The sequence below is a fragment of the Pseudomonas sp. GW821-FHT01A09 genome (assembly GCF_058986725.1).
Window position 1 is genome coordinate 38584 of the sequence record NZ_JBYSWB010000025.1, and the last position, 22036, is coordinate 60619.

Sequence of the window (22036 nt, forward strand, 5' to 3'; positions counted from 1 at the left end):
CGAAGACCGTGCCACACGCAGCATAGCCGTGTGGCCAAGATTTTCGGGGGCAAGCCCCCCCGCTACATTCCTTGACTCAATACCCGCGCTCGAAATCCACTTCCCCGCGCAACGGCTGTTCAGCCTGATACGCGCGCAGATTTTCCACGAACAACCCCACCACCGCTCTCGGCGAGGTTGGCGCAGCGCTGTGGCCGGTCAGCAACAAGCCCCAGGCGGTCCAGAACGGATGCTGTTGCGGCAACGGCTCCTGGCGGCAGACGTCGATCACCGCGCCGGCCAGATGGCCGACCTTGAGTGCCTCCACCAGATCGGCATCGACCACCGACACACCGCGCCCGGCGTTGATGAACAGCGCCTGCGGGTTGAACCGGGCGAACAACGCGGCGTTGTACAGGTCGTGGGTCTGCTCGGTGTTGGGCAGCAGATTGACCACGTAATCGGCGATGCCCACCAGCCGCGGCAAGTCGGCCAACGGCGCGATCTCGACGAATGGCGCTTGCTCCCGTGCACTGCTGGCGATGCCGTACAACTCGACACCGAACGGCTTGAGGAACTGCGCGACGCTGTTGCCGATATCCCCGACCCCGACGATCAGCACCTTGCGTCCCTGGATACTGGCGTTGAGGCGTCCATCCCACTTGCGCTCGACCTGGCTGACCAGGCGCGCCAGCACTTCGCGCTCATGGCCGAGCAGATAGGTGAGCACGTATTCGGCCATGACCTGGCCGAAGATACCCACCGCGCGGGTCAGGCGGTACTGACGCGGCAGGCCATGGGCCAGCAACGGCGTGATGCCCGCCCAGGTGCTTTGCAACCACGCGGGCTTATGGCCTTGGCGCAACAATGAAGCCATCAGATCGGGTTGCCCCAGCCATACGGAGCAGTCACTGGCGAGGCGGGAAAGTGCAGCGGAGTCACCGCTGGTGAGGACCTCGAGGTCCGGGGCAGCCTCTTGCAACAGTCGTGCGTAGAGGGCATGTTCCTGTTCTGCGATCAGAACGCGCATGATGTTTAAAACCTTGAAGAATCCGAACGGCAGCGCGCGCAGGATACACGTGCGCAGCACCGCTTACAGTGAAATAGTTGAGAACCTGCCAGCCATGCCGGCCCCTTCGCGAGCAAGCTCTGCTCCCACAGTGTGGGAGCAGAGCTTGCTCGCGAAGGGGCCATTCGCATCATCCCAACGAGGTAGGAACAACGCCGATCTCACATCGGGTCGTTGCGGCGCAGCAGTTCTTCGGGCAGGTGCTCGATGTACTCGTCTTCGGCCGGCGGCATCTGCAGGTGATAGCCCTGGGTGTCGAGATGCTCGAGCACCAGGTTGATGTCCTCGCGGGCAAGGGTGCGCTCGGGGCTCAACACCAGGTCGAACGCGTGCACCGGCTTGCCGAACACCGTCAGCAGCCCCTCGGGAATGCGCTCCAGGGCGTCACTCTTGAGAACATAGAGGTACATTTCGTTCTTGCGCGGGCTTTTATAGATGGAACAGATGCGTTTCAAGGCTGATCTCCAGCGTTGGCCAGGCTGTCGAGCAGCGCCTGGCCCATGCGTTCACGGCGCCAGCCGCGCAGCGAATCGGGCAGTTGGTAAGGTCCCGCGGGGTAGCCGCTCTTGAGCAAGGCTTCGAGGGTCTTTTTGCGCAGCATCAGTTCAGGGGCGATATTCAAGCGCTCGCCTTCTGCCTGACCAATGGCGCGCAGTTGCTTGAGGATGGCCGAGGCCTCGATGGGCAGCGGCTCGGGCAAGGGTTCAGGCCATTGCTCTTTGGGCAGCTGCGCGGCGTCCTGGATCAGGCGCAAGATGAACTCGCCATCCTGACGCACGCTGCGCGGGTGCATGTCTTCGATCTTGGCCAGCGCCGCCAGGTTGTCGGGCTGGGTCTTGGCCAGCGGCCATAGAGAATTTTCACGCAGGATACGGTTGCGCGGCACGTCGCGGGCACGGGCCTCGCGCTCGCGCCAGGTGTACAGCTCGCGTAATACCGCCAGTTGCTGCGGGGCCAGTTTCCAGGCCAGCTTGGCGTCGCGGTACAGCTCGCGCGGATCGATTTCGCGGCGCAATTGCGCGACCAGCTCGGCACCGTCTTCAAGCACCCAGGCGTATTTGTCGTCGGACAGTTGCGGGCGCAGGCTGCGGAACACTTCGGCCAGATGCACCGCGTCTTCGGCGGCATAGCTGATCTGGGTGTCGGACAACGGACGCTGCAGCCAGTCGGAGCGGGTCTCGCCCTTGGGCAGCTCGATGTCGAGCACCGCCTGCACCAGGCGCGAATAACCCATCGAAAAGCCCAGGTTGAGGTAACCGGCGGCCAGTTGCGTATCGAACATCGGGGCGGGCAGGCTGCCGGTCAGGCGCAGCAATACTTCGAGGTCTTCGCTGCAGGCGTGCAGAACCTTGATCACTGCGGGGTTTTCCAGCAGTTGCGCCAGTGGCTGCCACTGGCTGACGCTCAGCGGGTCGATCAGGTACGCGCTCTGGCCATCGCCGACCTGGATCAAACCGGCGATCGGGTAAAACGTGTCGACCCGCATGAATTCGGTGTCGACGGCCACGAACGCCAGGCTCTGCCACAGGGCGCAATGCCGGGCGAGGCTGTCGTTGTCGCGGATCCAGTGAATATCGATAGACACAAGGCTCTCCCTTGGATAATGGCGCGCAGTATATATCGATGCGAGAGCCTGCTGGGGCATTAACTCGGCAATCAGAACTCCGGGGGCTCACGCCAGGGTGGCGTCAGGTGCGGGCGCTCGGCGCCGGACAGCGAAATAGCGAACTGGTTGAGCAGGTGCTCGGCGGTGTACTTGGGCAAGGACGCGGCGATCATCATCAGCATCAAGCCGGCCGCCAGCGTTGGCGCGGCCAGCCGACGTACCTCGAACTGCTCCAGGCGACGCAGGAATAGCCAGGCACCGACCGACCCCACCAGGGCACCGGCCACGGCTTCGGACAACGGATGAATGACCGGCGCCACGCACTCCACCGCGAACCACCAGGTCCATAGCGTTGCCACCATTGCCACTGGCCAGCGCCAGCGCGGGTCGATCTGCCGGGCCAGCAGGCTGAGGGAGACGATGACCACCAGCGAGGTGTTCATGGCGTGGCCACTGAGTACGGCGATGTCCAGGGTCTCGAAACCGATGCCCCAGCCCTTGAAGGCGATCTTGCTGAGACCCACCAGGCCATAGGCGATGGTCAAAGTTGCCAGCCACTCCAGGCCGACCCGTCGACAACTGGCCACCCACAACCATGCAGCCACGACCAGGGCAGCGGGAAACATCACGGTGATGCCACCGTATTGACCAATCTGCCAGCCGAAATCCACTGACCCTCTCCCCTCTTAAGCATTACTGACTGTAGCGGGGGGGCTCGCCCCCGAAAAATGGTCCGGTCAGCCAGTTATCTGGAGACCGAAAGCATTTTCGGGGGCAAGCCCCCCCGCTACAGGGGTGCCAAATCTTCGTTCTCAGGACTGCAGGCGTTCTTTGCCGTAACTCTCGCGCTGCATATCGACGATCTCGACGCCGAACTGGATATCGATCCCCGTGGGCCACTGCGCCGCCTCTTTGAGCACTGCGATCAGGGCATCGGACAGGTGCTTCTTGGTCTCGGGCGAGCGCCCGGCCAGCAGTGACAGCTTGGCGTACAGAAAGCCTCGCTCGCCGGGCGCCGTTCCCACGCGAAACGTCTGCAGCTCGACGGCGCGGCTCTTGATGTCGGCTTCATTGGCGATCTGCCCGGTGGCCACCAGCGCATGGTTGAGACGCAGCAACAGGGTGTCGACTTCGGGCAGCGGCAAGTTGCGGGTGTACTCGAGGTGAAGGTGCGGCATGGCGGCTCCGGTCTGGATCGGGGTGACGTTGGTCACAGCATACACAACCCCGAGGGAACGATCCGAGTGAAATGCTGGGTCCAACGCTCAATCGTGACTATTCTCAGGTGGCGATATCCCCTCAACCATCCCGTGGAGGTAAACGAGATGCCGGTGAAGCACAATCTGTTCGAAGACCTGAAACACAGCAAGGAAGAGGTGGCCAAACTCAGGCAGACCGACGCCTTGCTCAACAGTCTGCTCGGCGAATACGACAGCATCGACGCCGAAGTGGTGCAGGCCGAGGCGAGCGCCGCGGCGGATGACACGGTCAAGAAGCTCAAAGAGAAGCGCTTGCTGATCAAGGACAAGATTGTCCAGCAACTGGAATATCCCGGCACCCGCGGCGCCGCGAAAAACTTCTAGCCCGCCCCTGTAGCGAGGGGGCTTGCCCCCGAAAAATTTTTCATTCTCCAGATAAATGGCTGATCGGACTATTTTCGGGGGCAAGCCCCCTCGCTACAGGTGGAGAAAACTTTTTCAACGGCGCTCTTCGCGGATGAACGGCTCGCCCAGCGCCCCCGGCTGACTGCCCGACTGGCGTTTGCCCATGGCCACCCAGATCATCACCAACAAGGTCACCGCATAGGGCGTCATCAGCACGAAATACTGCGGCAGGCGCACACCCGTGGCCGCCAGCTGTGGGATCAGCGCCTCGATGCAGCCGAACAGAATCGCCCCCGCCAGCGCCCGCCAAGGCGACCAACGCGCAAAAATCACCAATGACACCGCGATCCAGCCACGGCCACCGGTCATGTCGGCGATCCACATCTTGGTGCTCAGCACCGAAATATAGCCCCCTGCCAGCCCGATCAGGGCACCGCCGGCCAGAATCGCCGCCAGCCGATAATTGAACACCGAAATCCCCGCCGCATCCGCCGCCTGGGGATTCTCGCCCACGGCCCGCAGGCGCAGGCCCGCCTGAGTGCGTTCAAGAAAGGCCACCACTGCCAGAAAAATCAGCGCCGTGAGGTACACCACCGGGTTCTGCACGAACAGCTTGCCCACCAGCGGCAGCTCCGACAGCGGCCACAGGTGCACCGCCGCCAGGCCGCTGACCGGGTGGTTGGTCCACTCCAGTAGGGTACCGAGCAAGCCCGTCAGGCCCTGGCAGAAAAACACCAGCGCCAGCCCGGCGATCACCTGATTGATCCGCAGCACGATCACCATCAGCGCGAACAGCAGCGACACCACGCTGGCCGCGAGCATGGCCATCAACAGCGAAATCAGCGGCGTGCCGAACTTCATCTGCGCGCCGATCCCGGCCAGCGCACCGACCAGCATCAGGCCCTCGGCGCCGAGCGCCAGCACCCCGGCCCGCTCGGTGAGGATCAGGCCCAGCGCCGCCAGCGCGAAGGGCACGGCGAAGTCCGGCGAGTTGCCCAACCAATTAGCGATCAGGTCCATCACTGTTCTCCAACGGGGGCATCGCTGCCCTGAATGCGCCGCATGCGATGGCGAATGAAAAAGTCCGACGAGGCCACGCAGATCACCAGAATCGCCTGGATCAACTGCACCATCGAAAACGGAATCTGATAGAACACCTGCAGGCTGCGCCCGGTGACGAACAGCATGGCCACCAGCAGCGCGACAATGGTCGCCGCCAGCGGGTTGTTGCGTGCCAGAAAGGCAATCAGGATTCCCGAGAAGCCATAGCCCTGATAGAACGCCTGGGTCAGGCGGCCCTCCTGTCCGGCCGTGACCATGAACCCGGCGATCCCCGCCAGCGCCCCGGACAGCAGCACCGTGCCGACGATCATCTTGCGCACCGGCACGCCGACCGCGCCGGCCACCCGCGGGTTGGCATCGACGAAGCGCAGGTACAGGCCGGCCCGGGAAATACCGATGAACCACAGCGCCAGCACGGTAACCACCAAGGCCAGGACGATGGCCGCGTTGAAACCGTCGAACAGGTCCGGCAGACGCTCGAAGGCCCGGTACGGCGGCGAATAGGGGAAGTTGTCGCGCGGGTCTTTCCAACTGCCGTACAGCAGATGCAGAAGGAAATTGGCAGCGATGTAATTGAGCATCAGCGTCGAGATGATCTCGTTGACCTTCAAGCGCAACTTCAACAGCACCGGCGCCAGCGTCCAGAGCATGCCGCAGAGCATCGCCACCAGCAGCATCAGCGGCAGGCGCAGGCTGTCGGGGCCGATATCGAACAGCGACACCGCCGTGGCGCCGATGCCGCCCCAGATCATCTGCCCTTCCAGCCCCAGGTTCCAGAACCGCGCGCGGAACGCCATGCACCCGGCCAGGCCGACCATGATCATGGGCGCTGCCTGGAACAGCACCGCCTTGAGGTTCTGCGGATCGAGCACCGTGAGCACCACGAACTCGTCGAGCAACTCCGCCGCTGGCACCCCGGCGCCGATCAGGATCGCCGCGCAGATTGCCAGGCCCACCATCAGCGCCAGGGCGATGATCAGGGCCTGCCAACCCCAGCCCAGTTGCTGGCGAATTTCCAGGGTGTAGCGCCGCGCCAGCCAGGGCTGACGCAAGGTGGTGGTAGCGGGCGCCATAGAATCGGAAGCAGCCATTGTCGTCTCAGTCATGACTCACCATGGCCCGGCCAATCGCCTGGCGATCGGCGGGGCGTTCGAATTGCGCGACGATACGGCCGCCGTTCATGACCCCGATGCGGTCGGCCAGCGCCAGCACTTCATCGAGGTCTTCACTGATCACCAACACCGCCGCCCCGGCATCGCGAGCCGCGCGCAGACGCCCATGCACCGCTTGCGTGGCGCGCACATCCAGGCCGCGGCTGGGGCTGTGCACCAGCACCAACTGCGGCTCGCGGCTGAACTCGCGGGCGATCACCAGCTTTTGCGCATTGCCGCCCGACAGCAGTGCGGCCTTTTGCTTGAGCGAGCGCACGCCCTGCACATCGAATGCCGCGATCGCCGCCGCCGCATCTTCTTGCAAACGCTTGCCACGCAGGAAGGCAAACGGTCCGTAGCGACCGCTGTGGATCTGGCCGATGCCGAAGTTTTCCGCCACCGACAGGCTGCCGGCCAGCGCCGCGCCGTAGCGATCGGCAGGGATCGAGGCGATGCCCAAGGCCCGGCGCGACTCGCTGCTGGCGGTGCGCAGGTCGCCAAAGCCGTGCAGCAGAATTTCGCCTTCGGTGGCCTGGGGCAACCCCATCAGCGCGTTGGCCAGTTCGCTCTGGCCGTTGCCGCCGACGCCGGCGATACCGTAGATCTGTCCGGCGTGCAACGTCATCTCGATGCCACGCAAGGGCCCCTGCCCCGCCGGCGAACGCAGGTCGCGCACCACCAGACGCTCCGCGCCGGGGCTGGCGGCCTGATGCTCGGCGCTGGGGGCGGACTCGCCCACGGTCAGGCGCACCAATTGCTCGACCGAGACGCCCTGCGGATCGAGGGTCTGCACGGTGCGCCCGCCACGCATCACCGTGACGCGGTCGGCGTAGCGTTTGACGTCGGCCATCTTGTGCGTCACCAACACCACCGCCGCACCCTGGCGAGCGAAAGACTGCACCGTCGCCAGCAGGCGCTCGGCCTCCTGATCGGTCAGCACCGCGGTGGGCTCGTCGAGGATGAGGATGCGCGCGCCGGCCATCAGCACCTTGAGTATCTCGACACGCTGTTGCTCGGCCACCGACAAGGTCTCGACGATCTGCCGCGGATCGATGGCGAAGCCCAGTTCCGCCGCCTTGGCGCTGATCTGCCCTTCAAGGTGCTTGAGACGCTTGCCGTAGCTGCCCGCGCCGGGTTCGGCCGGCAAGCCGAGCATGATGTTCTGGGCCACGGTGAAGGGCCGCACCAGCTTGAAATGCTGGTGCACCATGCCGATCCGATGCCCGCTGGCATCGCTCGGGCCCTTGAGCCGCACCGGATTGTCGTTGATCAACAGCGATCCGCTTTCCGGCGCATACAGGCCGGCGGCGATGTTCATCAGCGAAGACTTGCCCGCGCCGTTCTCGCCGAGCAAGGCATGCACCTCGCCCCAGCAGGCGGTAAAACTGGCATCGGTCAGCGCCTGGAAGCCATCGAACGACTTGTTGATGCCGGTCAGCTGAATCGCGTTGATCTGGCTCATTGCTGGGAGATCACTCCTTTGACGAACCAGTCCATCTTCCACAGGTCCGGATCGGCCATGTGCTGGCCGGCGGCGATGCGCTCCTTGCCGTCGCGGTCGCTCATCGGCCCGCTGTAGATCAGCAGTTCGCCCTTGAGCAACTGGTCGCGCACGGCCATGATTTTCGCCTGATCGGCAGCGGAGATCTTGTCGCCGGGTTTGAGCGCGATGTCGGTACCGCCCTGTTGCATCGACAGCAGTGCGCCATTGGCGGGCGGCACCCAGTTGCCGGCGATGATTTTCTTCAGTTCCGGGCCGAGGAAGCGATCCCATACCCATACCGACGAGCACACCGTGGCCTTGGGCGCGAACTCGCTGAGGTCGCGGTGGTGGCCGGTGCCGAGCACCCCGCGCTCCTGGGCGACGATCTGCGGCGTCGGCGTGTCGACGTGCTGGCCGATGACGTCGGCGCCGCTGTCGATCAGCGCCATGCTGGCGGCGCGCTCCTTGACCGGGTCGTTCCAGGCACCGGTGAAGATCACGTTGACGGTGGCCTTGGGGTTCATCTGCAAGGCGCCCAGCTCATAGGCGTTGACGGTCCAGTTGACCTGGCCGAAGGGGTTGGCGGCGACGAAGCCCAGCTTGCCGGTTTTCGACGCGGCGCCCGCAGCCATGCCGCACAGGTACTGGCTCTCGTAGGTGCGGCCGTAGAAGGACTCCAGGTTCGGCGCATTGGTGGTGCCCGAGCCGTTGAGAAAGGCCACTTTCGGGTATTTTTTCGCCAGTTCCAGGAAGGTGTCGGAATAGCCGAACGCGGTGCCGATGATGACGTTGGCGCCGCGGGCGATCAGGCGATCGACCACCGGGGTGATGGCGGCAGCGTTTTCCGGGACGCTTTCGACGTACTGGATCTTGGTGTCGAGGTCCTTTTCCAGCTTGACCCGTGCTTCATCGAACGCCTGGGTCCAACCGCCGTCGTTGCGCGGGCTGATATACACCATGGCGATCTTCGCCGGTTTTTCCAGGGTCAGACCTTCAGCCATCGCGCCACTGGCCGCCCCGAGGCCGATTGCAACCGCCACAGCACTTTTAACAAATCCGTTGAGCATCGAGTCTATTTCCTGATGGTTGGACAGCGAAGGCAATACCGGCATTCAACACATGAAGTTGATGCGGAATATGTTTTGTTCGGGATCGAGCAACACCGCCTGATACCAGTTGTAGTAAGTCTGGTAAGGCGCCTTGACCAACGTCGCGCCACTGGCCACGGCCAGGGGTACCAGGCGATCCACTTCGGCCTGGCTGGCGACGTCGATGTTGAGCAGGAACCTGGCGCCGGTGCTGCCGGCGAACTGTTCCAGGCCCAACAATTCATAGGCCTCGGGGGCATTGAAGCCGATACACGACTTGCCGGTGTCGAGGCCGCGAAAGATCGGCGAGCGAATCGCCGGGATCTCCTCGAAGCCGAACAGTTGGGCGTAGAAACCGCTCAGCGCTTCGATGTCCCGGGCGAACAGGTTGACGTACGAAAGGGTATTCATCAGGCCACCTTGCTGCCGCCGAAGGTGGTCTGCTTGACGAACTTGGACAGCAGATGATCCCCCGAGGTGACCGCGGCATGCCGAGGCACGCTGCCGGCCGGCAAGCAGCCGGGGAGGCATTCGATGAGGGTGTCGTAGTTGGGCTGGTGGAAGAACACCAGCGACTGACGGCGATTGTCGGTGGCGCTGGCCAGAGGCGGATTGACCACGCGGTGCAGGGTGGAAATCCACTCGTCGTTGGTCCACTGCATCATCAGGTCGCCGATGTTGACCACAAAGCCGTCGGCCACATAAGGCACGTCGACCCACTCGCCCTGGCGGTTGCGCACCTGCAGACCGCCCAAGGCGTTGTCCGGACGCACGATGGTGAGGCTGCCGTAATCGGTATGGGCGCTGGCACGCATCTGCCCGGCTTCGACTTCGGTCTTGATGTCCGGATAACTGAGGCTGCGGAACATGCTGATGTGACGGTCGATCTTGTCGTCGAAAAAGTGCTCGTCGAGATCGAGCGCCAGGGCGAACAGACGCATGAGCGACTGCGCCAGTTCGCTCATGGCGCTGAAGTATTCGCGGTAAGCGTGCTGAAAACCCGGCAGCAGGTGCTCGGCCGGCCACACGTTGGGGGCGAAATGCGGGCCGGCGACAGCGTTGTGGTAGTAGTCATCGGCGGGCACGTCGCTGGGGCCGATGGAGAAGGATTCCTTGAGGTCGCCCGGGGCGCTTTCTTCCAGCGAGTACGAGAGGCTCTCTTCGGCCACCGCGCTGTAACCGCGCACCATTTCCGGGCTGGGACGATCGACCTTGCGCTTCTCGGCCAGGGGCAGGTCGAAGAAGGCGCGGGTGTGCGCCGACACGCGCTGGATCAACTCTGCGGGAATCTGGTGCTCGGTGATCACCAGAAAACCGATGTCCTTGCAGGCCTGGCGCACGGCCTGGGCCACGGCGGCCTTGCCTTCGGGCTGGCCAGCGAAGTATGGGGCGAGATCGATGATGGGCACGTATTGCAGGGTCATTCGACAATCCTCTCTCTTGATGCAACGTGGACGATGCACCGGGACACCCGGCAGACTTGGTGTCCAGAGAAAAGCAGAATCTGTGCCACTATCTGAATAGCGATCTACATCAAAGACTTATTAATTCAAGCGGATCAAATGGTCTGAAACAGAGCACTTGGTTTGTGCGCGCAGGCACGAAAACAGCGCATTTGACCAATGACCCTGTAGCGAGGGGGCTTGCCCCCGATAACCGTCCAGATATATCTGAAGTGCCGGCACCTTGTTCGGGGGCAAGCCCCCTCGCTACAAGAAACTTCAGCGCGGGCGAATGCCGTTGAGGATAAGGCCCTGCAGGTTCTCCAGCACCTCATTGAAGAACAACGGATCGTTCAACGTCTTGCCCGTCACTGCATCGATCTGCGCGCGGAAGTCGGCGTAGTGCTGGGTGGTGGCCCATAGCGAAAAGATCAAATGATGAGGTTCGACCGGTGCCAGCTTGCCGGCATCTATCCAGGCCTGAATCACCGCAACCTTGGCTTCGACGATATCGCGCAGCGGTTGCTCCAGTTCGCTGAGCAACAACGGCGCGCCCTGGATGATTTCCAGGCAGAACAGCCGCGACTCGGCCGGGTGATCGCGGGACAGCTCCAGCTTGACGCGGATGTACTCGCTGATGGCTTGCAGCGGATCCTGATCGACGCTGAAACCGCGTAACGGCAGCAGCCAGACTTCCAGCAACTGACGCAGCACGCTGATGTAGAGCTCCTCCTTGCTGCTGAAGTAATACAGCAGGTTGGTCTTCGACACGTCGGCCATGCTCGCGACCTGATCGAGGCTGGTGCCGTGCAGGCCGAAGCGGGAAAAGATTTCCAGCGCGGCTTCGAGAATCGCCGTGCGCTTGCCCTCGACCAGACGCATGCGCCGGCTCAGGGTGGTGGCACTGGGTTCGCGCCGGTTCTTCAGCGCTTTGCCGGTGGCCTTGGTGCCCTTGGTGGCCGGCTTTACGGCCGCGGACTTGAGCTTCGGCTTGGACTTGGCCGCGACCGGCTTGATCTTGCCAGCACCGGCTTTGCCAGCGCCCGTTACCTCGGCAGGGGTTTCGTTATTCACGTCGATGACCATTTCCAGCAGGAATACCCGCGCACTCTAACCCGAGCGCGGCGATGGCGACATCCTCAAGCCGGCGATCACCTTCAACGCACACAAATCGCCCCATTGCTGTGCAGCCTGCACAAACCAAGTGCTCTAGTTCGGACCAAATGGTCTGAAATAATCATGAAAATTACTCAACTAGTTGATTGAAAACGACTTTAAAAAACTGGCCTGCTTAATGCTTTGTGTACTGCGTCAATCGCCTGCTGTTCCAGAGGCGCCCCAACTCGAACGCAGCACCGTACTAGAGAGGCCACGCACATGGACATTGGCATTTTCATCCCGATCGGCAACAACGGCTGGTTGATTTCGGAAAACGCACCGCAATACCTGCCCAGCTTCGAACTCAACAAGCAGATCGTGCAAAAGGCCGAGCACTACGGCTTTGAATTTGCCCTGTCGATGATCAAGTTGCGCGGCTTCGGCGGCAAGACCGAGTTCTGGGAACACAACCTTGAATCCTTCACCCTGATGGCCGGCCTGGCCGCAGTCACCAGCCGCATTCAACTGTTCGCCACCGCCGCCACCCTGACGCTGCCACCGGCGATCGTCGCGCGCATGGCGGCGACCATCGACTCCATCTCCAACGGCCGCTTCGGCGTCAACCTGGTGACCGGCTGGCAAAAACCCGAATACGAGCAAATGGGCTTGTGGCCCGGCGACGAGTTCTTCTCCACCCGCTACGACTACCTGGCCGAATACACCCAGGTGCTGCGCGACCTGTGGACCACCGGCCACAGCAACCTCAAGGGCAAGTACTTCACCATGGACGACTGCCGGGTCAGCCCGCAGCCGCAAGCCGACATGAAGATCATCTGCGCCGGCCAGAGCGAAACCGGCATGGCGTTTTCGTCGCAATACGCAGACTACAACTTCTGCTTCGGCAAGGGCGTCAACACCCCCACTGCCTTCGCCCCGACCGCCGCCAAGCTGGTCGAAGCCAATGCCAAGACCGGGCGCAACGTTACCGCCTGCGCACTGTTCATGATCATCGCCGACGACACCGATGACGCCGCCCGCGAGCGCTGGGAATTCATCAAGGCTGGCGCCGATCAGGAAGCCATCGCCTGGCTCGGCGAAAAAGGCGCCGCCGACCAGAGCCCCGGTTCCAACATGCGCCAGATGGCCGACCCGACCTCGGCAGTGAATATCAACATGGGCACCCTGGTGGGCTCCTGGGCCTCGGTGGCGCGCATGCTCGATGAAGTCGCCACGGTGCCGGGCACCCAGGGCGTGATGCTGGTGTTCGACGACTTCATCAAAGGCGTCGAGGACTTCGGCAGCAAGATCCAGCCCCTGATGCAATCGCGCCAACACATCAACCCCTTGCAGGAGTCCGCATGATGAATGCCCCCGTTTCCGGTTACAGCCTGCCCCAGGACAGCCAAGCCGCCCGCACCCTGCCTGCCCGCCCCGAGGCCCTGAGTCTGAAGGCCAGCGAGACCGCCCTGGTGGTGGTGGACATGCAGAACGCCTACTCGAGCCTGGGCGGCTATCTTGATCTGGCCGGCTTCGATGTCAGCACCACCGGCCCTGTGATCGCCAACATCCAGAAGGCCCTCACCACCGCCCGCGCTGCCGGCATGCCGGTGGTGTTCTTCCAGAACGGCTGGGATCCGGAGTACGTCGAGGCCGGCGGCCCCGGCTCGCCCAACTGGCACAAGTCCAATGCGCTGAAGACCATGCGCAGCCGCCCCGAGCTGCACGGCACCCTGCTGGCCAAAGGCGGCTGGGATTACGAGCTGGTGGACGAACTCAAGCCGCAGCCCGGTGACATGGTGGTGCCCAAGACCCGCTACAGCGGCTTCTTCAACACCAATTTCGACAGCCTGATGCGCAGCCGTGGCATCCGCAATCTGGTGTTCACCGGCATCGCCACCAATGTGTGCGTGGAATCGACCCTGCGCGATGGCTTCTTCCTCGAATACTTCGGCGTGGTGCTCGCCGACGCCACCCACCAGGCGGGCCCGGCATTTGCTCAGCAGGCGGCGCTGTTCAACATCGAAACCTTCTTCGGCTGGGTCGCCAGCGTCGATGACTTCTGCACCACCTTTACCTCTCAAGTCTGATCATCAAGGAGCGTGACCATGAGCAAGAAAGCAATCATCCCAGCCGGCACCGGCGTGCCTATCGCCCCGTTCGTTCCGGGCTCCATGGCCGACGGCATTCTGTATGTGTCCGGCACCTTGCCGTTCGACAAGGACAACAACGTGGTGCACGTCGGGGACGCCACCGCCCAGACCCGCCACGTGCTGGAGACCATCAAAGGGGTGATCGAGACGGCCGGCGGGACCATGGACGACGTCACCTTCAACATGATCATGCTGCGCGACTGGGCCGACTATCCGAAGATCAACGCGGTGTATGCCGAGTACTTCGCCGGTGAAAAACCTGCGCGTTATTGCATTCAATGCGGCCTGGTCAAACCCGAGGCGCTGATCGAAATCGCCAGCATCGCGCACATCGGCTGAACCCCTTCTTCCACCTGGACGGGCCCTGAGGGCCCGCACTGGAGACTTGCATGTATCACGAAATTCTCGGTCGCCAGGACGCCGCTGCGCCGACTCTGGTGCTCAGCTCGGGCCTGGGCGGCTCCGCGCGCTTCTGGGGCCCGCAACTGCCGGTGCTCACCGATAGGTACCGAGTGGTGGTCTACGATCAGGCCGGCAGCGGCCGCAGCCCCGCGACCCTGGCGGACGACTATTCGATCGCTGAAATGGCCCGCGAACTCCTGGCACTGCTGGACGGCCTCGATGTGCAGCGCTGCCATTTCATCGGCCATGCCCTCGGTGGCCTGGTGGGCCTGGAGCTGGCGCTGCAGCGTCCGCAATTGCTGCAGAGTCAGGTGCTGATCAACGCCTGGAGCAGCCCCAATCCCCACAGTGCTCGCTGCTTTGCAGTGCGCAAGGACCTGCTGCGCGACAGCGGCCCGGCCGCCTATGTGCAGGCCCAGGCGCTGTTCCTGTATCCCGCCGACTGGATCGCCGCCAACAGCGCACAGCTGGCCGAGGACGATGCCCATGCCTTGGCGCACTTCCCTGAGCCTGCGAATCTGCTCAAGCGCATCGCCGCGCTGCAGGCCTTCGATGTCGAGGCGCAATTGAGCGGCATCCGCACCCCGACCCTGCTGATCGCCAACCGCGACGACATGCTGGTGCCCTGGCAACGCTCGCAGCATCTGGCCGATGCCTTGCCCAACGGCGAACTGGCGCTGCTCGAATACGGCGGCCACGCCTCCAGCGTCAGCGATCCGGCGACTTTCAATGCCGTTCTTCTGGACTATCTCACGCGTCAGGCGTGATCGGAGCCTTGTCATGCAAGCCACAGAATCAATTCCGCCTATCCAGCAAGGCGTGACCCGCGACGACTTCCGTCATGCCATGGCCGGCCTGGCGGCGGCGGTCAATGTCATCACCAGCGATGGCCCTGGCGGACTCGCCGGCTTTACCGCCACGGCGGTGTGCAGCGTCACCGACGATCCGCCCACCCTGCTGGTGTGCCTGAACCGCTCGGCCTCGGTGCATGCAGCGTTCAGCGCCAATGCTACGCTCTGTGTGAATACCCTGGCGCACGGCCAACACGAACTCTCCAATCTGTTCGGCGGCAAGACCGCCATGGCCGAGCGTTTCGCTGCCGCCCAATGGCACACCTGGGTGACCGGAGCGCCGGTGCTGGAAGGCGCGGCGGCCTCGTTCGACTGCCGGGTCAGCCAGACGGTGAGCGTTGGCACCCACGACATTCTGTTCTGCGAGGTGGTGGCGCTGGAGCGCCAGGGCGAGGCTGCGGGGCTGGTGTATTTCGACCGCCAATACCATCAAGTGGCGGTCGGGGCCGGCTGATAGCCTGCCCTGATTTGGCGCACCAGCAGGTAACACTTGGCAATATAGTCGCTCCGAAAGTGCACACCCGCCCTGGACCGACGCCCTCCAGGCGCAGGCTCCTAATTGATAAATAGCCTTTAAAAACAGTCGATTACCAGTTTATAGCCAACCCAAGGAGATCTTGGCTCCGTAATTGCTAGTACTTGTATGTACAAGCATAGGGGACCAGGCAACCGGTTCCTGACAAAGAGACCAATGATCAGGGCGGGACACATGATAATTTCCAGCAAAACCGGTTGGTTCACAGCAGCTACCCTGAGCGCCGCGATCATGGCGTTTGCTCCGCTGGCGCAGGCCAAGGACTGGACCAGCGTCAACATTGCCACCGAAGGTTCCTACGAGCCGTGGAACCTGACCCTGCCCGGCGGCAAGATCAGCGGTTTCGAACCGGAACTGATGGACATCCTCTGCCAACGCATGAAACTCAAGTGCAACATCGCGGTGCAGAACTGGGACGGCATGATCGCCAGTCTCAACGCCGGCAAGTTCGATGTGCTGATGGACGCCATCGTCATCACCGATGAACGCAAGCAGGTCATGGACTTCTCCATCCCTTACGCCAGCACCCCCGCCAGCTTCGTCGCCCTCGATGCCAAGGCATTGCCGGGCACGCCGGGTGAAGCCGCTGCCCTGACGCTGGGCACCGACAGCGCCAAGACCAGCGCCGCCATGGCCGACGTCAAGGCCGCGCTCAAGGGCAAGACCATCGGCATCGCCTCGGGCACCGTCTATACGCCGTTCATCGACGAACAATTCAAGGACATCGCCACCGTGCGCGAATACGGCTCGTCCGCTGAAGCCGTGCTCGACTTGCAGGCCGGGCGCATCGATGTGGTGTTCGACGACGTGACCTTCCTCAATTCGCTGATGGCCAAGGACGAGAACAAGGGCCTGGCCTACACCGGTCCGGAAATCAAAGGACCGATCTTCGGCGACGGCGAGGCCCTGGGCTTTCGCAAGCAGGACGCCGACCTCAAGGCCCGCTTCGATGCCGCGCTCAAGGACGCCCTGGCTGACGGTACGGTGAAAAAGCTCAGCGAGAAATGGTTCAAGGTCGACCTGACGCCCAAGTCCTGAGTCGCCTGCGCGCCCCGGTAGCCTTGCGCTGCCGGGGTGGTTTTCTCGGCTCCCTGGAGCAAGCGCCCTGAGAGGCAAACCTGATGAATATCCTGCAACTGCTCAGCTTCGGTGATACCGGCTGGGGCATGGCCCTGCTCAAGGCGGCCGGCATGACCATCCTGCTGACGTTCGCCGCGCTGCTGGTCGGCGCGGTGTTCGGCAGCCTGGTGGCCGCCGCCAAGCTGTCACGCCAGCGCAGCCTGCGCTGGCTGGGCGACCTGTACTCGATCCTGTTCCGCGGCATTCCGGAGCTGCTGGTCATCTACCTGTTCTACTTCGGCGGCGCCAGCGTGGTGTCGGCGGTGGGGCACTGGTTCGGCGGCGAAGGCTACATCGATGTGCCGCCGTTTCTGGTCGGTGCGCTGGCGGTAGGGTTGATCTCCGGCTCATACCAGGCCGAGGTGTTTCGCGGTGCCTATCTGGCGGTGGCCAAGGGCGAGCTGGAAGCGGCCCTGGCGATCGGCATGAGCGCGGCGATGCGCTTTCGCCGGGTGCTGGTGCCGCAGGTGATGCGCTATGCGTTGCCGGGCCTGGGCAATGTGCTGCAGATGAGCCTCAAGGATTCGGCGCTGATTTCCGTGATCGGCCTGGTGGAGTTGATGCGCGCCAGCCAGGTGGCGGCCGGTTCCACTCGCCAGTACTTCACCTTTTACATCGTCGGGGCGGTGATCTACCTGATCCTGACGGGCCTTTCGGGCCGGTTGTTCGGCTTCGCCGAAGCCCGCGTGCGACGCACCCAGCGTCGCCAGATCCCCTGACTGCGGACACCTGCCATGATCGATTTCGCCTTTCTCGCCGACACCATGCTCAAGCTGCTGGCGGCCCTGCCCACCACGCTGACGCTGTTCTTCACCTCGCTGGCGCTGGGCCTGACCCTGTCGCTGGGCATCGTCAGCCTGCGGGTCAGCCGCTGGCCATTGCTGAGCTATCCGGCGCGCTTCTACATCATGCTGTTTCGCGGCACACCGCTGCTGATCCAGATGTTCCTGATCTACTACGGCTTGGGCCAGTTCCCGGCCATCCGTGACAGCTTCGCCTGGGTGGTGCTGCGCTCGCCCTATGGCTGCGCGGTGGTGTCCCTGGCGCTGTGCACCGCCGGCTACACCGCTGAAATCATCCGCGGCGGCCTGCTCAGCGTGCCCCATGGGCAGATCGAAGCGGGCCTGGCCATCGGCATGTCGCGCTGGGCCCTGCTGCGCCGCATCATCGCTCCGGTGACCTTGCGCCAGGCGTTGCCGGCCTACTCCACCGAGGCCGTGCTGCTGGTCAAGTCCACCGCACTGGCGAGTCTGGTGACCGTGTGGGATGTGACCGGCGTGGCCCAGCAGATCATCCAGCGCACCTACCGGACCATGGAAGTGTTCGCCTGCGCGGCGGTGATCTACCTGTTGCTCAACTTCCTCATCGTGCGCGCCATCGGCTGGCTCGAGCATCGCCTGACGCCGCACTTGCGCGAGCGCCCCCACGGCCCTGCCACCGCGCTCGCCGCCGACACCGCCAGCCCATCCTGAAGCCCCGGAGCCCTCATGAATACGCCTTTACCGGCCGCATTGTCGGTCGCCAACATTCAAAAATCCTTCGGCCAGGTGCAGGTGCTCAAGGGTATCTCGCTGGAAGCGCACAAAGGCGACGTGGTGTCGATCCTGGGCGCCAGCGGTTCCGGCAAAAGCACCTTCCTGCGTTGCATCAACCTGCTGGAAACCCCCGACGAGGGCAGCATCAGCCTCGACGGTGAGCTGATCGAGATGAAACGCCAGCGCGACGGCCGTCAGGTGCCCGGCAACAAGCGCCAGGTCGAGCGCATACGCAGCCAGTTGGGCATGGTGTTTCAGAGCTTCAATCTGTGGTCGCACATGACCGTGCTGCAGAACGTCATGGAAGGGCCGATGCGGGTGCTCAAGCGCTCGACGGCCGAGTGTCGCGAGGAAGCCGAGCAACTGTTGCATAAGGTCGGCCTGTTCGACCGTCGCGACTATTATCCGGCGCATCTGTCCGGCGGCCAGCAGCAGCGCGTCGCCATTGCCCGCGCGCTGGCGATGAACCCGCAGGTGATGCTGTTCGATGAGCCCACCTCGGCGCTGGATCCGGAGCTGGTCGGCGAGGTGCTGCGGGTCATGCGCTCGCTGGCCGAGGAAGGCCGTACCATGCTGGTGGTCACCCATGAAATGGGCTTCGCCCGGCATGTTTCCAACCGTGTGGTGTTCATGGCCAACGGCGTGATCGATGCCCAGGGCAGCCCCGCCGAACTGTTCGAGGGCCTGCCGACCGAGCGCTTTCGCCAGTTCGTCTCCAGCCATCAACAGAGGAACGCGGAATGAACGCCGTTCCACTCGCTACGGATCTCAACGTGACCACTCAGGACCCCGCAGCTATCCGTCCGGTCGCCAACAGCGCCCACTGCGCGCCGGTGCTGCGCGGCGATCAGCCCCTCGACTGGCGCCAGGTGGTGGCCGTGGCCCGACACGGCGCGCGCCTGGAACTGGCCGACAGCGTCTGGGCAGGCATCACCAACGCCCGGGCCATCGTCGACCATATCGTCGAGCGCGGTGAGCGCGCCTATGGCATCAGCACCGGCCTCGGTGCCCTCAGCGATATCGCTTTGCAAGGGCCGCAACTGGCCAAGCTGTCGCGCAATACCCTGCTCAGCCATGCCTGCGGCGTGGGTCCGGTGCTCAAGGTCGAGCAGACCCGCGCGATCATCTGTGCGGCCATCAACAACTATGCCCATGGCCGCTCGGGGATCAGCCCGGCAGTGGTGCAGAGTCTGCTGGATCTGCTCAACCACGACGTCACGCCCTGCGTGCCGTCGCAAGGCTCGGTGGGCTATCTGACCCACATGGCGCATATCGGCATCGCCCTGCTCGGCATTGGTCAGGTGTCCTGTAGCGGGCTGCTGATGGACGCGGCCCAGGCGCTGAATCAGGCCGGGCTGGCGGTGGTCGAGTTGCAGGCCAAGGACGGTCTCAGCCTGGTCAACGGCACGCCCTGCATGACTGGCCTGGCCAGCCTGGCACTGGCCGATGCCGCCAACCTGGCGCAATGGGCGGATATCATCGGCGCCATGAGCTTCGAGGCGCTGCGCGGGCAGATCGATGCTTTCGACGAAGCCGTGCTGTCCCTCAAGGTGCACCCTGGCGTGCAGACGGTCGGCCACAACCTGCGCAGTCTGCTGGCCGGCAGTGAAGTCATCGCCAACAGTCGAGGGATTCGCACGCAGGACGCCATGAGTATTCGCTCCATTCCGCAGATTCATGGCGCCTGCCGTGATCAGCTCAAGCATGCAGAGCGGCAGATCAACGCCGAACTGGCCTCGGTCACCGACAACCCGCTGGTGGTCGGCACCCCCGAGGCATACCGGGTATTGTCCCAGGCCAACCCTCACGGCGAGTCACTGGCCATGGCGGCGGACTTGATGTGTATTGCGGTGGCGGAGTTGGCCGGCGTGGCCGAGCGGCGCCTGGATCGGTTGATCAACCCGCTGGTCAGCGGCTTGCCGGCGTTTCTGGTCAGCCAGCCCGGGGTCAATTCGGGGATGATGATCACTCAGTATGTGGCGGCCGCGCTGGTGGGGGAAAATCGCCATCTGGCGCAACCGGCGGTGGTCGACAATTTCGTCACCTCGGCCCTGCAGGAAGATCACCTGAGCCTGGGCACCGGTGCCACTTTGAAGCTGCTCAAGGTGATCGACAATACCACCCAGGTGCTGGCGATCGAGTACTTGCTGGCGGCGCAAGCGTTCGAGTTTCTTCAGCCGCTGCGCCTGGGCGTGGGTACCAACCGCGCCTGGCGACTGTTGCGCAGCGAAGTGCCGGCCTATGACGAAGATCGCTGGCTGGCACCGGATATCGAGCGAGCTGCGCAGATGGTCCGGCGCCCGGCATTCGAGTGGTAGATATCGGCAGTGCGGGCTCGGTGATCAGCCCGCTTCCACGATCTCGCTGGCGGCGGAACTGGAGGGGTTGGTGGATATGGTCACATCGAAGACTTGTTCGATGACTTGCTTGGGGCCCTGATTGAGGCTCCAGGTGAAGATCACCAATGCCCCGAGCAACATCACGAAACCTGCGGAACCAAGGATGCTCTGGGTTACGCCGGTCCAGAAACTGGGCCGGAAGCGCGCGAGTTCCTGTTTGGTTTTTTCTTCGTAACGCAGCGCCAGCTGCTCCGTTTCTTCCAGGAAAGCCGACTCCATGAACTCTCGCACCAGCGCTACCGATTGCTGCCTGTAACTGTCCAGCTGGGTGGCGCTGTTGCTCAGATCATGGAAGGCTGCCAATTCCCTTTCATCAGGCCGACGCTGATGCTTGCGGCGAATGGCTTCGATGTATTCGATCTTCTGGCGTTTGTAGACTGAATAGGCGACGACACCGATAACGTCGTTCTCGTTCTCCACCAATCTGGTGTAGATAAAATTGTAATCGCCCTCGCTGTGGGGGGAATCCGCTACCGAGTCAGCCATGACGCAGTTTTAGCACCGCTTCGCGGAATGCTGCCTGGATTTGCTCCTCCGTTTTTTCCTTCCAGCCGATGGCGACTTTGAGCTCCAGGGACAATCCCTGCGCACTCGAGTCACCCTTGCGATCCATCATTTTTTTTGCCGCGCGCTCTACAACCTCGCGGTCGAAGAAAGAATAGGTAGACATGGAAAACGCCCTGTAGTGATGATTAATTCCGTTTGGCGATGCGGAGTATAGCGCCGGGTCCGCCAACGTGCGGTATTGGACAGCCCCGGTTACAAATTTTCGAGGTCAGCGGCGGAGCCGGATCAATCTTCACTCACAGGCAATGGCGACTGCTCATTGCCCTGCACCGCCTCGCCGATCACCAGAAAGTGCCCCCCGGCAACATGGTGCAAGGTGCGCAATTCATCGTGACCGGTGAAATCCCAATGACCGTTCTGAAACACCCGTGAGTCGGCTTGGGCGGCGACCACTTCGCCCAGGAACAGGTCATAGGTCTCCTGGTTGTGCGGCTCCGGGAGCAGGCGGCACTCGAGCCAGGCCACACAGCCTTCCAGCAGCGGCGCATCGATCACCTCACCAGCGAACGTCTGCAGGCCGTAGCGTTCGAATTTGTCGCCCTCGCCGGCTTCGTCCAGGGCCAGGCCCGACACCGAACCGACGGTCTCGACCAGATTGGCCTGAGTCACCACGGGGACCTGCAGCACGAAGGTGCCCGACGCCTCCAGCAGCTTGCGTGTCCAGGTCGATTTGTCGAGCACCACCGCGACTTTGGGTGGATCGAAATCGATGGGCACCGACCAGGCGGCGGCCATGATATTGCGCGCGCCCCCGTGGGCAGCGCTGACCAGTACGGTCGGCCCGTGGTTGAGCAGTCGATAGGCTTTGGCGAGGGGAACGGGGAGGCGATGGTGGTCGGTCATGGGCTGCCTGCGGAGAAAAGCACGAGTATAACCGCAGTCAACGAGGTGGTGTT

26 protein-coding genes are annotated in these 22036 nt (G+C 63.2%); 11 read left to right on the top strand and 15 right to left on the bottom strand.

Features of this window, described 5'->3' with window-relative positions:
* Positions 1 to 76 precede the first annotated feature (76 nt).
* The 5 genes from AC3WJP_RS22905 to AC3WJP_RS22925 form a co-directional block, all read right to left on the bottom strand.
* Positions 77 to 1009, bottom strand: a complete 933-nt coding sequence (locus tag AC3WJP_RS22905) for a D-2-hydroxyacid dehydrogenase (protein ID WP_493724191.1) — start codon at positions 1007 to 1009, stop codon at positions 77 to 79.
* A 200-nt stretch (positions 1010 to 1209) separates the two neighbouring features.
* A complete protein-coding gene (locus tag AC3WJP_RS22910) occupies positions 1210 to 1503 on the bottom strand; it encodes a YcgL domain-containing protein (protein WP_493723948.1) in 294 nt (97 codons plus the stop codon).
* Positions 1500 to 2633: a ribonuclease D gene (rnd, locus tag AC3WJP_RS22915; protein WP_493723947.1), complete on the bottom strand. Its 1134-nt coding sequence runs from the start codon at positions 2631 to 2633 to the stop codon at positions 1500 to 1502. Before rnd ends, AC3WJP_RS22910 begins: the two co-directional genes overlap by 4 nt.
* A 71-nt stretch (positions 2634 to 2704) precedes the next feature.
* Entirely contained in the window at positions 2705 to 3325 is a 621-nt protein-coding gene (locus AC3WJP_RS22920; RefSeq protein WP_493723946.1) for a hypothetical protein, read from the bottom strand.
* A gap of 141 nt (positions 3326 to 3466) precedes the next feature.
* The gene (locus AC3WJP_RS22925) at positions 3467 to 3832 is read right to left on the bottom strand and encodes a 5-carboxymethyl-2-hydroxymuconate Delta-isomerase (RefSeq protein ID WP_493723945.1); all 366 of its coding nucleotides are present in this window, start codon (positions 3830 to 3832) and stop codon (positions 3467 to 3469) included.
* Between the two features lie 147 nt (positions 3833 to 3979).
* Between AC3WJP_RS22925 and AC3WJP_RS22930 the strand changes: the two genes are divergently transcribed.
* Entirely contained in the window at positions 3980 to 4237 is a 258-nt protein-coding gene (locus AC3WJP_RS22930; protein WP_493723944.1) for a DUF465 domain-containing protein, read from the top strand.
* Between the two features lie 114 nt (positions 4238 to 4351).
* On the opposite strand, the gene AC3WJP_RS22935 is transcribed toward AC3WJP_RS22930, so the two are convergent.
* The 7 genes from AC3WJP_RS22935 to rutR all read right to left on the bottom strand — a co-directional run bounded on the left by AC3WJP_RS22935 (position 4352) and on the right by rutR (position 11558).
* Entirely contained in the window at positions 4352 to 5278 is a 927-nt protein-coding gene (locus AC3WJP_RS22935; protein WP_493723943.1) for an ABC transporter permease, read from the bottom strand.
* The gene (locus AC3WJP_RS22940) at positions 5278 to 6411 is read right to left on the bottom strand and encodes an ABC transporter permease (protein WP_493723942.1); all 1134 of its coding nucleotides are present in this window, start codon (positions 6409 to 6411) and stop codon (positions 5278 to 5280) included. Before AC3WJP_RS22940 ends, AC3WJP_RS22935 begins: the two co-directional genes overlap by 1 nt.
* 7 nt (positions 6412 to 6418) lie before the next feature.
* A complete protein-coding gene (locus AC3WJP_RS22945; RefSeq protein WP_493723941.1) occupies positions 6419 to 7933 on the bottom strand; it encodes an ABC transporter ATP-binding protein in 1515 nt (504 codons plus the stop codon).
* The gene (locus tag AC3WJP_RS22950; RefSeq protein ID WP_493723940.1) at positions 7930 to 9021 is read right to left on the bottom strand and encodes a BMP family ABC transporter substrate-binding protein; all 1092 of its coding nucleotides are present in this window, start codon (positions 9019 to 9021) and stop codon (positions 7930 to 7932) included. Before AC3WJP_RS22950 ends, AC3WJP_RS22945 begins: the two co-directional genes overlap by 4 nt.
* Before the next feature lie 45 nt (positions 9022 to 9066).
* The gene (locus AC3WJP_RS22955; RefSeq protein WP_493723939.1) at positions 9067 to 9453 is read right to left on the bottom strand and encodes a VOC family protein; all 387 of its coding nucleotides are present in this window, start codon (positions 9451 to 9453) and stop codon (positions 9067 to 9069) included.
* Positions 9453 to 10466, bottom strand: a complete 1014-nt coding sequence (locus AC3WJP_RS22960) for an isopenicillin N synthase family dioxygenase (RefSeq protein ID WP_493723938.1) — start codon at positions 10464 to 10466, stop codon at positions 9453 to 9455. Before AC3WJP_RS22960 ends, AC3WJP_RS22955 begins: the two co-directional genes overlap by 1 nt.
* A gap of 297 nt (positions 10467 to 10763) precedes the next feature.
* The gene (rutR, locus tag AC3WJP_RS22965; RefSeq protein ID WP_493735695.1) at positions 10764 to 11558 is read right to left on the bottom strand and encodes an HTH-type transcriptional regulator RutR; all 795 of its coding nucleotides are present in this window, start codon (positions 11556 to 11558) and stop codon (positions 10764 to 10766) included.
* A 303-nt stretch (positions 11559 to 11861) separates the two neighbouring features.
* On the opposite strand from rutR, the gene rutA reads away from it, so the two are divergent.
* The 10 genes from rutA to AC3WJP_RS23015 all read left to right on the top strand — a co-directional run bounded on the left by rutA (position 11862) and on the right by AC3WJP_RS23015 (position 20492).
* A complete protein-coding gene (gene rutA / locus AC3WJP_RS22970; RefSeq protein ID WP_493723937.1) occupies positions 11862 to 12944 on the top strand; it encodes a pyrimidine utilization protein A in 1083 nt (360 codons plus the stop codon).
* A complete protein-coding gene (gene rutB, locus AC3WJP_RS22975) occupies positions 12944 to 13669 on the top strand; it encodes a pyrimidine utilization protein B (RefSeq protein WP_493723936.1) in 726 nt (241 codons plus the stop codon). The genes rutA and rutB overlap by 1 nt, the downstream gene beginning before the upstream one ends.
* A gap of 18 nt (positions 13670 to 13687) precedes the next feature.
* Positions 13688 to 14071: a pyrimidine utilization protein C gene (gene rutC / locus AC3WJP_RS22980; protein WP_493723935.1), complete on the top strand. Its 384-nt coding sequence runs from the start codon at positions 13688 to 13690 to the stop codon at positions 14069 to 14071.
* Between the two features lie 50 nt (positions 14072 to 14121).
* On the top strand, positions 14122 to 14901 hold the full coding sequence (rutD, locus tag AC3WJP_RS22985) for a pyrimidine utilization protein D (RefSeq protein ID WP_493723934.1): 780 nt from the start codon (positions 14122 to 14124) through the stop codon (positions 14899 to 14901).
* 13 nt (positions 14902 to 14914) lie between these two features.
* Positions 14915 to 15439, top strand: a complete 525-nt coding sequence (gene rutF, locus AC3WJP_RS22990; RefSeq protein ID WP_493723933.1) for an NADH-dependent FMN reductase RutF — start codon at positions 14915 to 14917, stop codon at positions 15437 to 15439.
* A 255-nt stretch (positions 15440 to 15694) separates the two neighbouring features.
* The gene (locus AC3WJP_RS22995; RefSeq protein ID WP_493723932.1) at positions 15695 to 16558 is read left to right on the top strand and encodes a transporter substrate-binding domain-containing protein; all 864 of its coding nucleotides are present in this window, start codon (positions 15695 to 15697) and stop codon (positions 16556 to 16558) included.
* An 83-nt stretch (positions 16559 to 16641) separates the two neighbouring features.
* Positions 16642 to 17358 (top strand): ABC transporter permease, encoded by a 717-nt coding sequence (locus AC3WJP_RS23000; protein WP_493723931.1) that lies wholly within the window; start codon positions 16642 to 16644, stop codon positions 17356 to 17358.
* 15 nt (positions 17359 to 17373) lie between these two features.
* Positions 17374 to 18111: an ABC transporter permease gene (locus AC3WJP_RS23005; protein WP_493723930.1), complete on the top strand. Its 738-nt coding sequence runs from the start codon at positions 17374 to 17376 to the stop codon at positions 18109 to 18111.
* 15 nt (positions 18112 to 18126) lie between these two features.
* Complete coding sequence (locus tag AC3WJP_RS23010) at positions 18127 to 18918, top strand: ABC transporter ATP-binding protein (RefSeq protein WP_493723929.1); 792 nt, start codon at positions 18127 to 18129, stop codon at positions 18916 to 18918.
* Positions 18915 to 20492, top strand: coding sequence for an HAL/PAL/TAL family ammonia-lyase (locus AC3WJP_RS23015; RefSeq protein ID WP_493723928.1), 1578 nt, complete (start codon positions 18915 to 18917; stop codon positions 20490 to 20492). The genes AC3WJP_RS23010 and AC3WJP_RS23015 overlap by 4 nt, the downstream gene beginning before the upstream one ends.
* A gap of 24 nt (positions 20493 to 20516) precedes the next feature.
* Here AC3WJP_RS23015 and AC3WJP_RS23020 read toward each other — a convergent pair whose 3' ends face one another.
* The 3 genes from AC3WJP_RS23020 to AC3WJP_RS23030 all read right to left on the bottom strand — a co-directional run bounded on the left by AC3WJP_RS23020 (position 20517) and on the right by AC3WJP_RS23030 (position 21983).
* A complete protein-coding gene (locus AC3WJP_RS23020) occupies positions 20517 to 21059 on the bottom strand; it encodes a hypothetical protein (RefSeq protein ID WP_493723927.1) in 543 nt (180 codons plus the stop codon).
* Positions 21052 to 21243, bottom strand: a complete 192-nt coding sequence (locus AC3WJP_RS23025) for a hypothetical protein (RefSeq protein WP_493723926.1) — start codon at positions 21241 to 21243, stop codon at positions 21052 to 21054. Before AC3WJP_RS23025 ends, AC3WJP_RS23020 begins: the two co-directional genes overlap by 8 nt.
* Positions 21244 to 21365: 122 nt before the next feature.
* Positions 21366 to 21983 carry a flavin reductase family protein gene (locus AC3WJP_RS23030; RefSeq protein ID WP_493723925.1) on the bottom strand — a complete coding sequence of 206 codons (618 nt, stop codon included), beginning with the start codon at positions 21981 to 21983 and terminating at the stop codon, positions 21366 to 21368.
* Between the last annotated feature and the right edge of the window lie 53 nt (positions 21984 to 22036).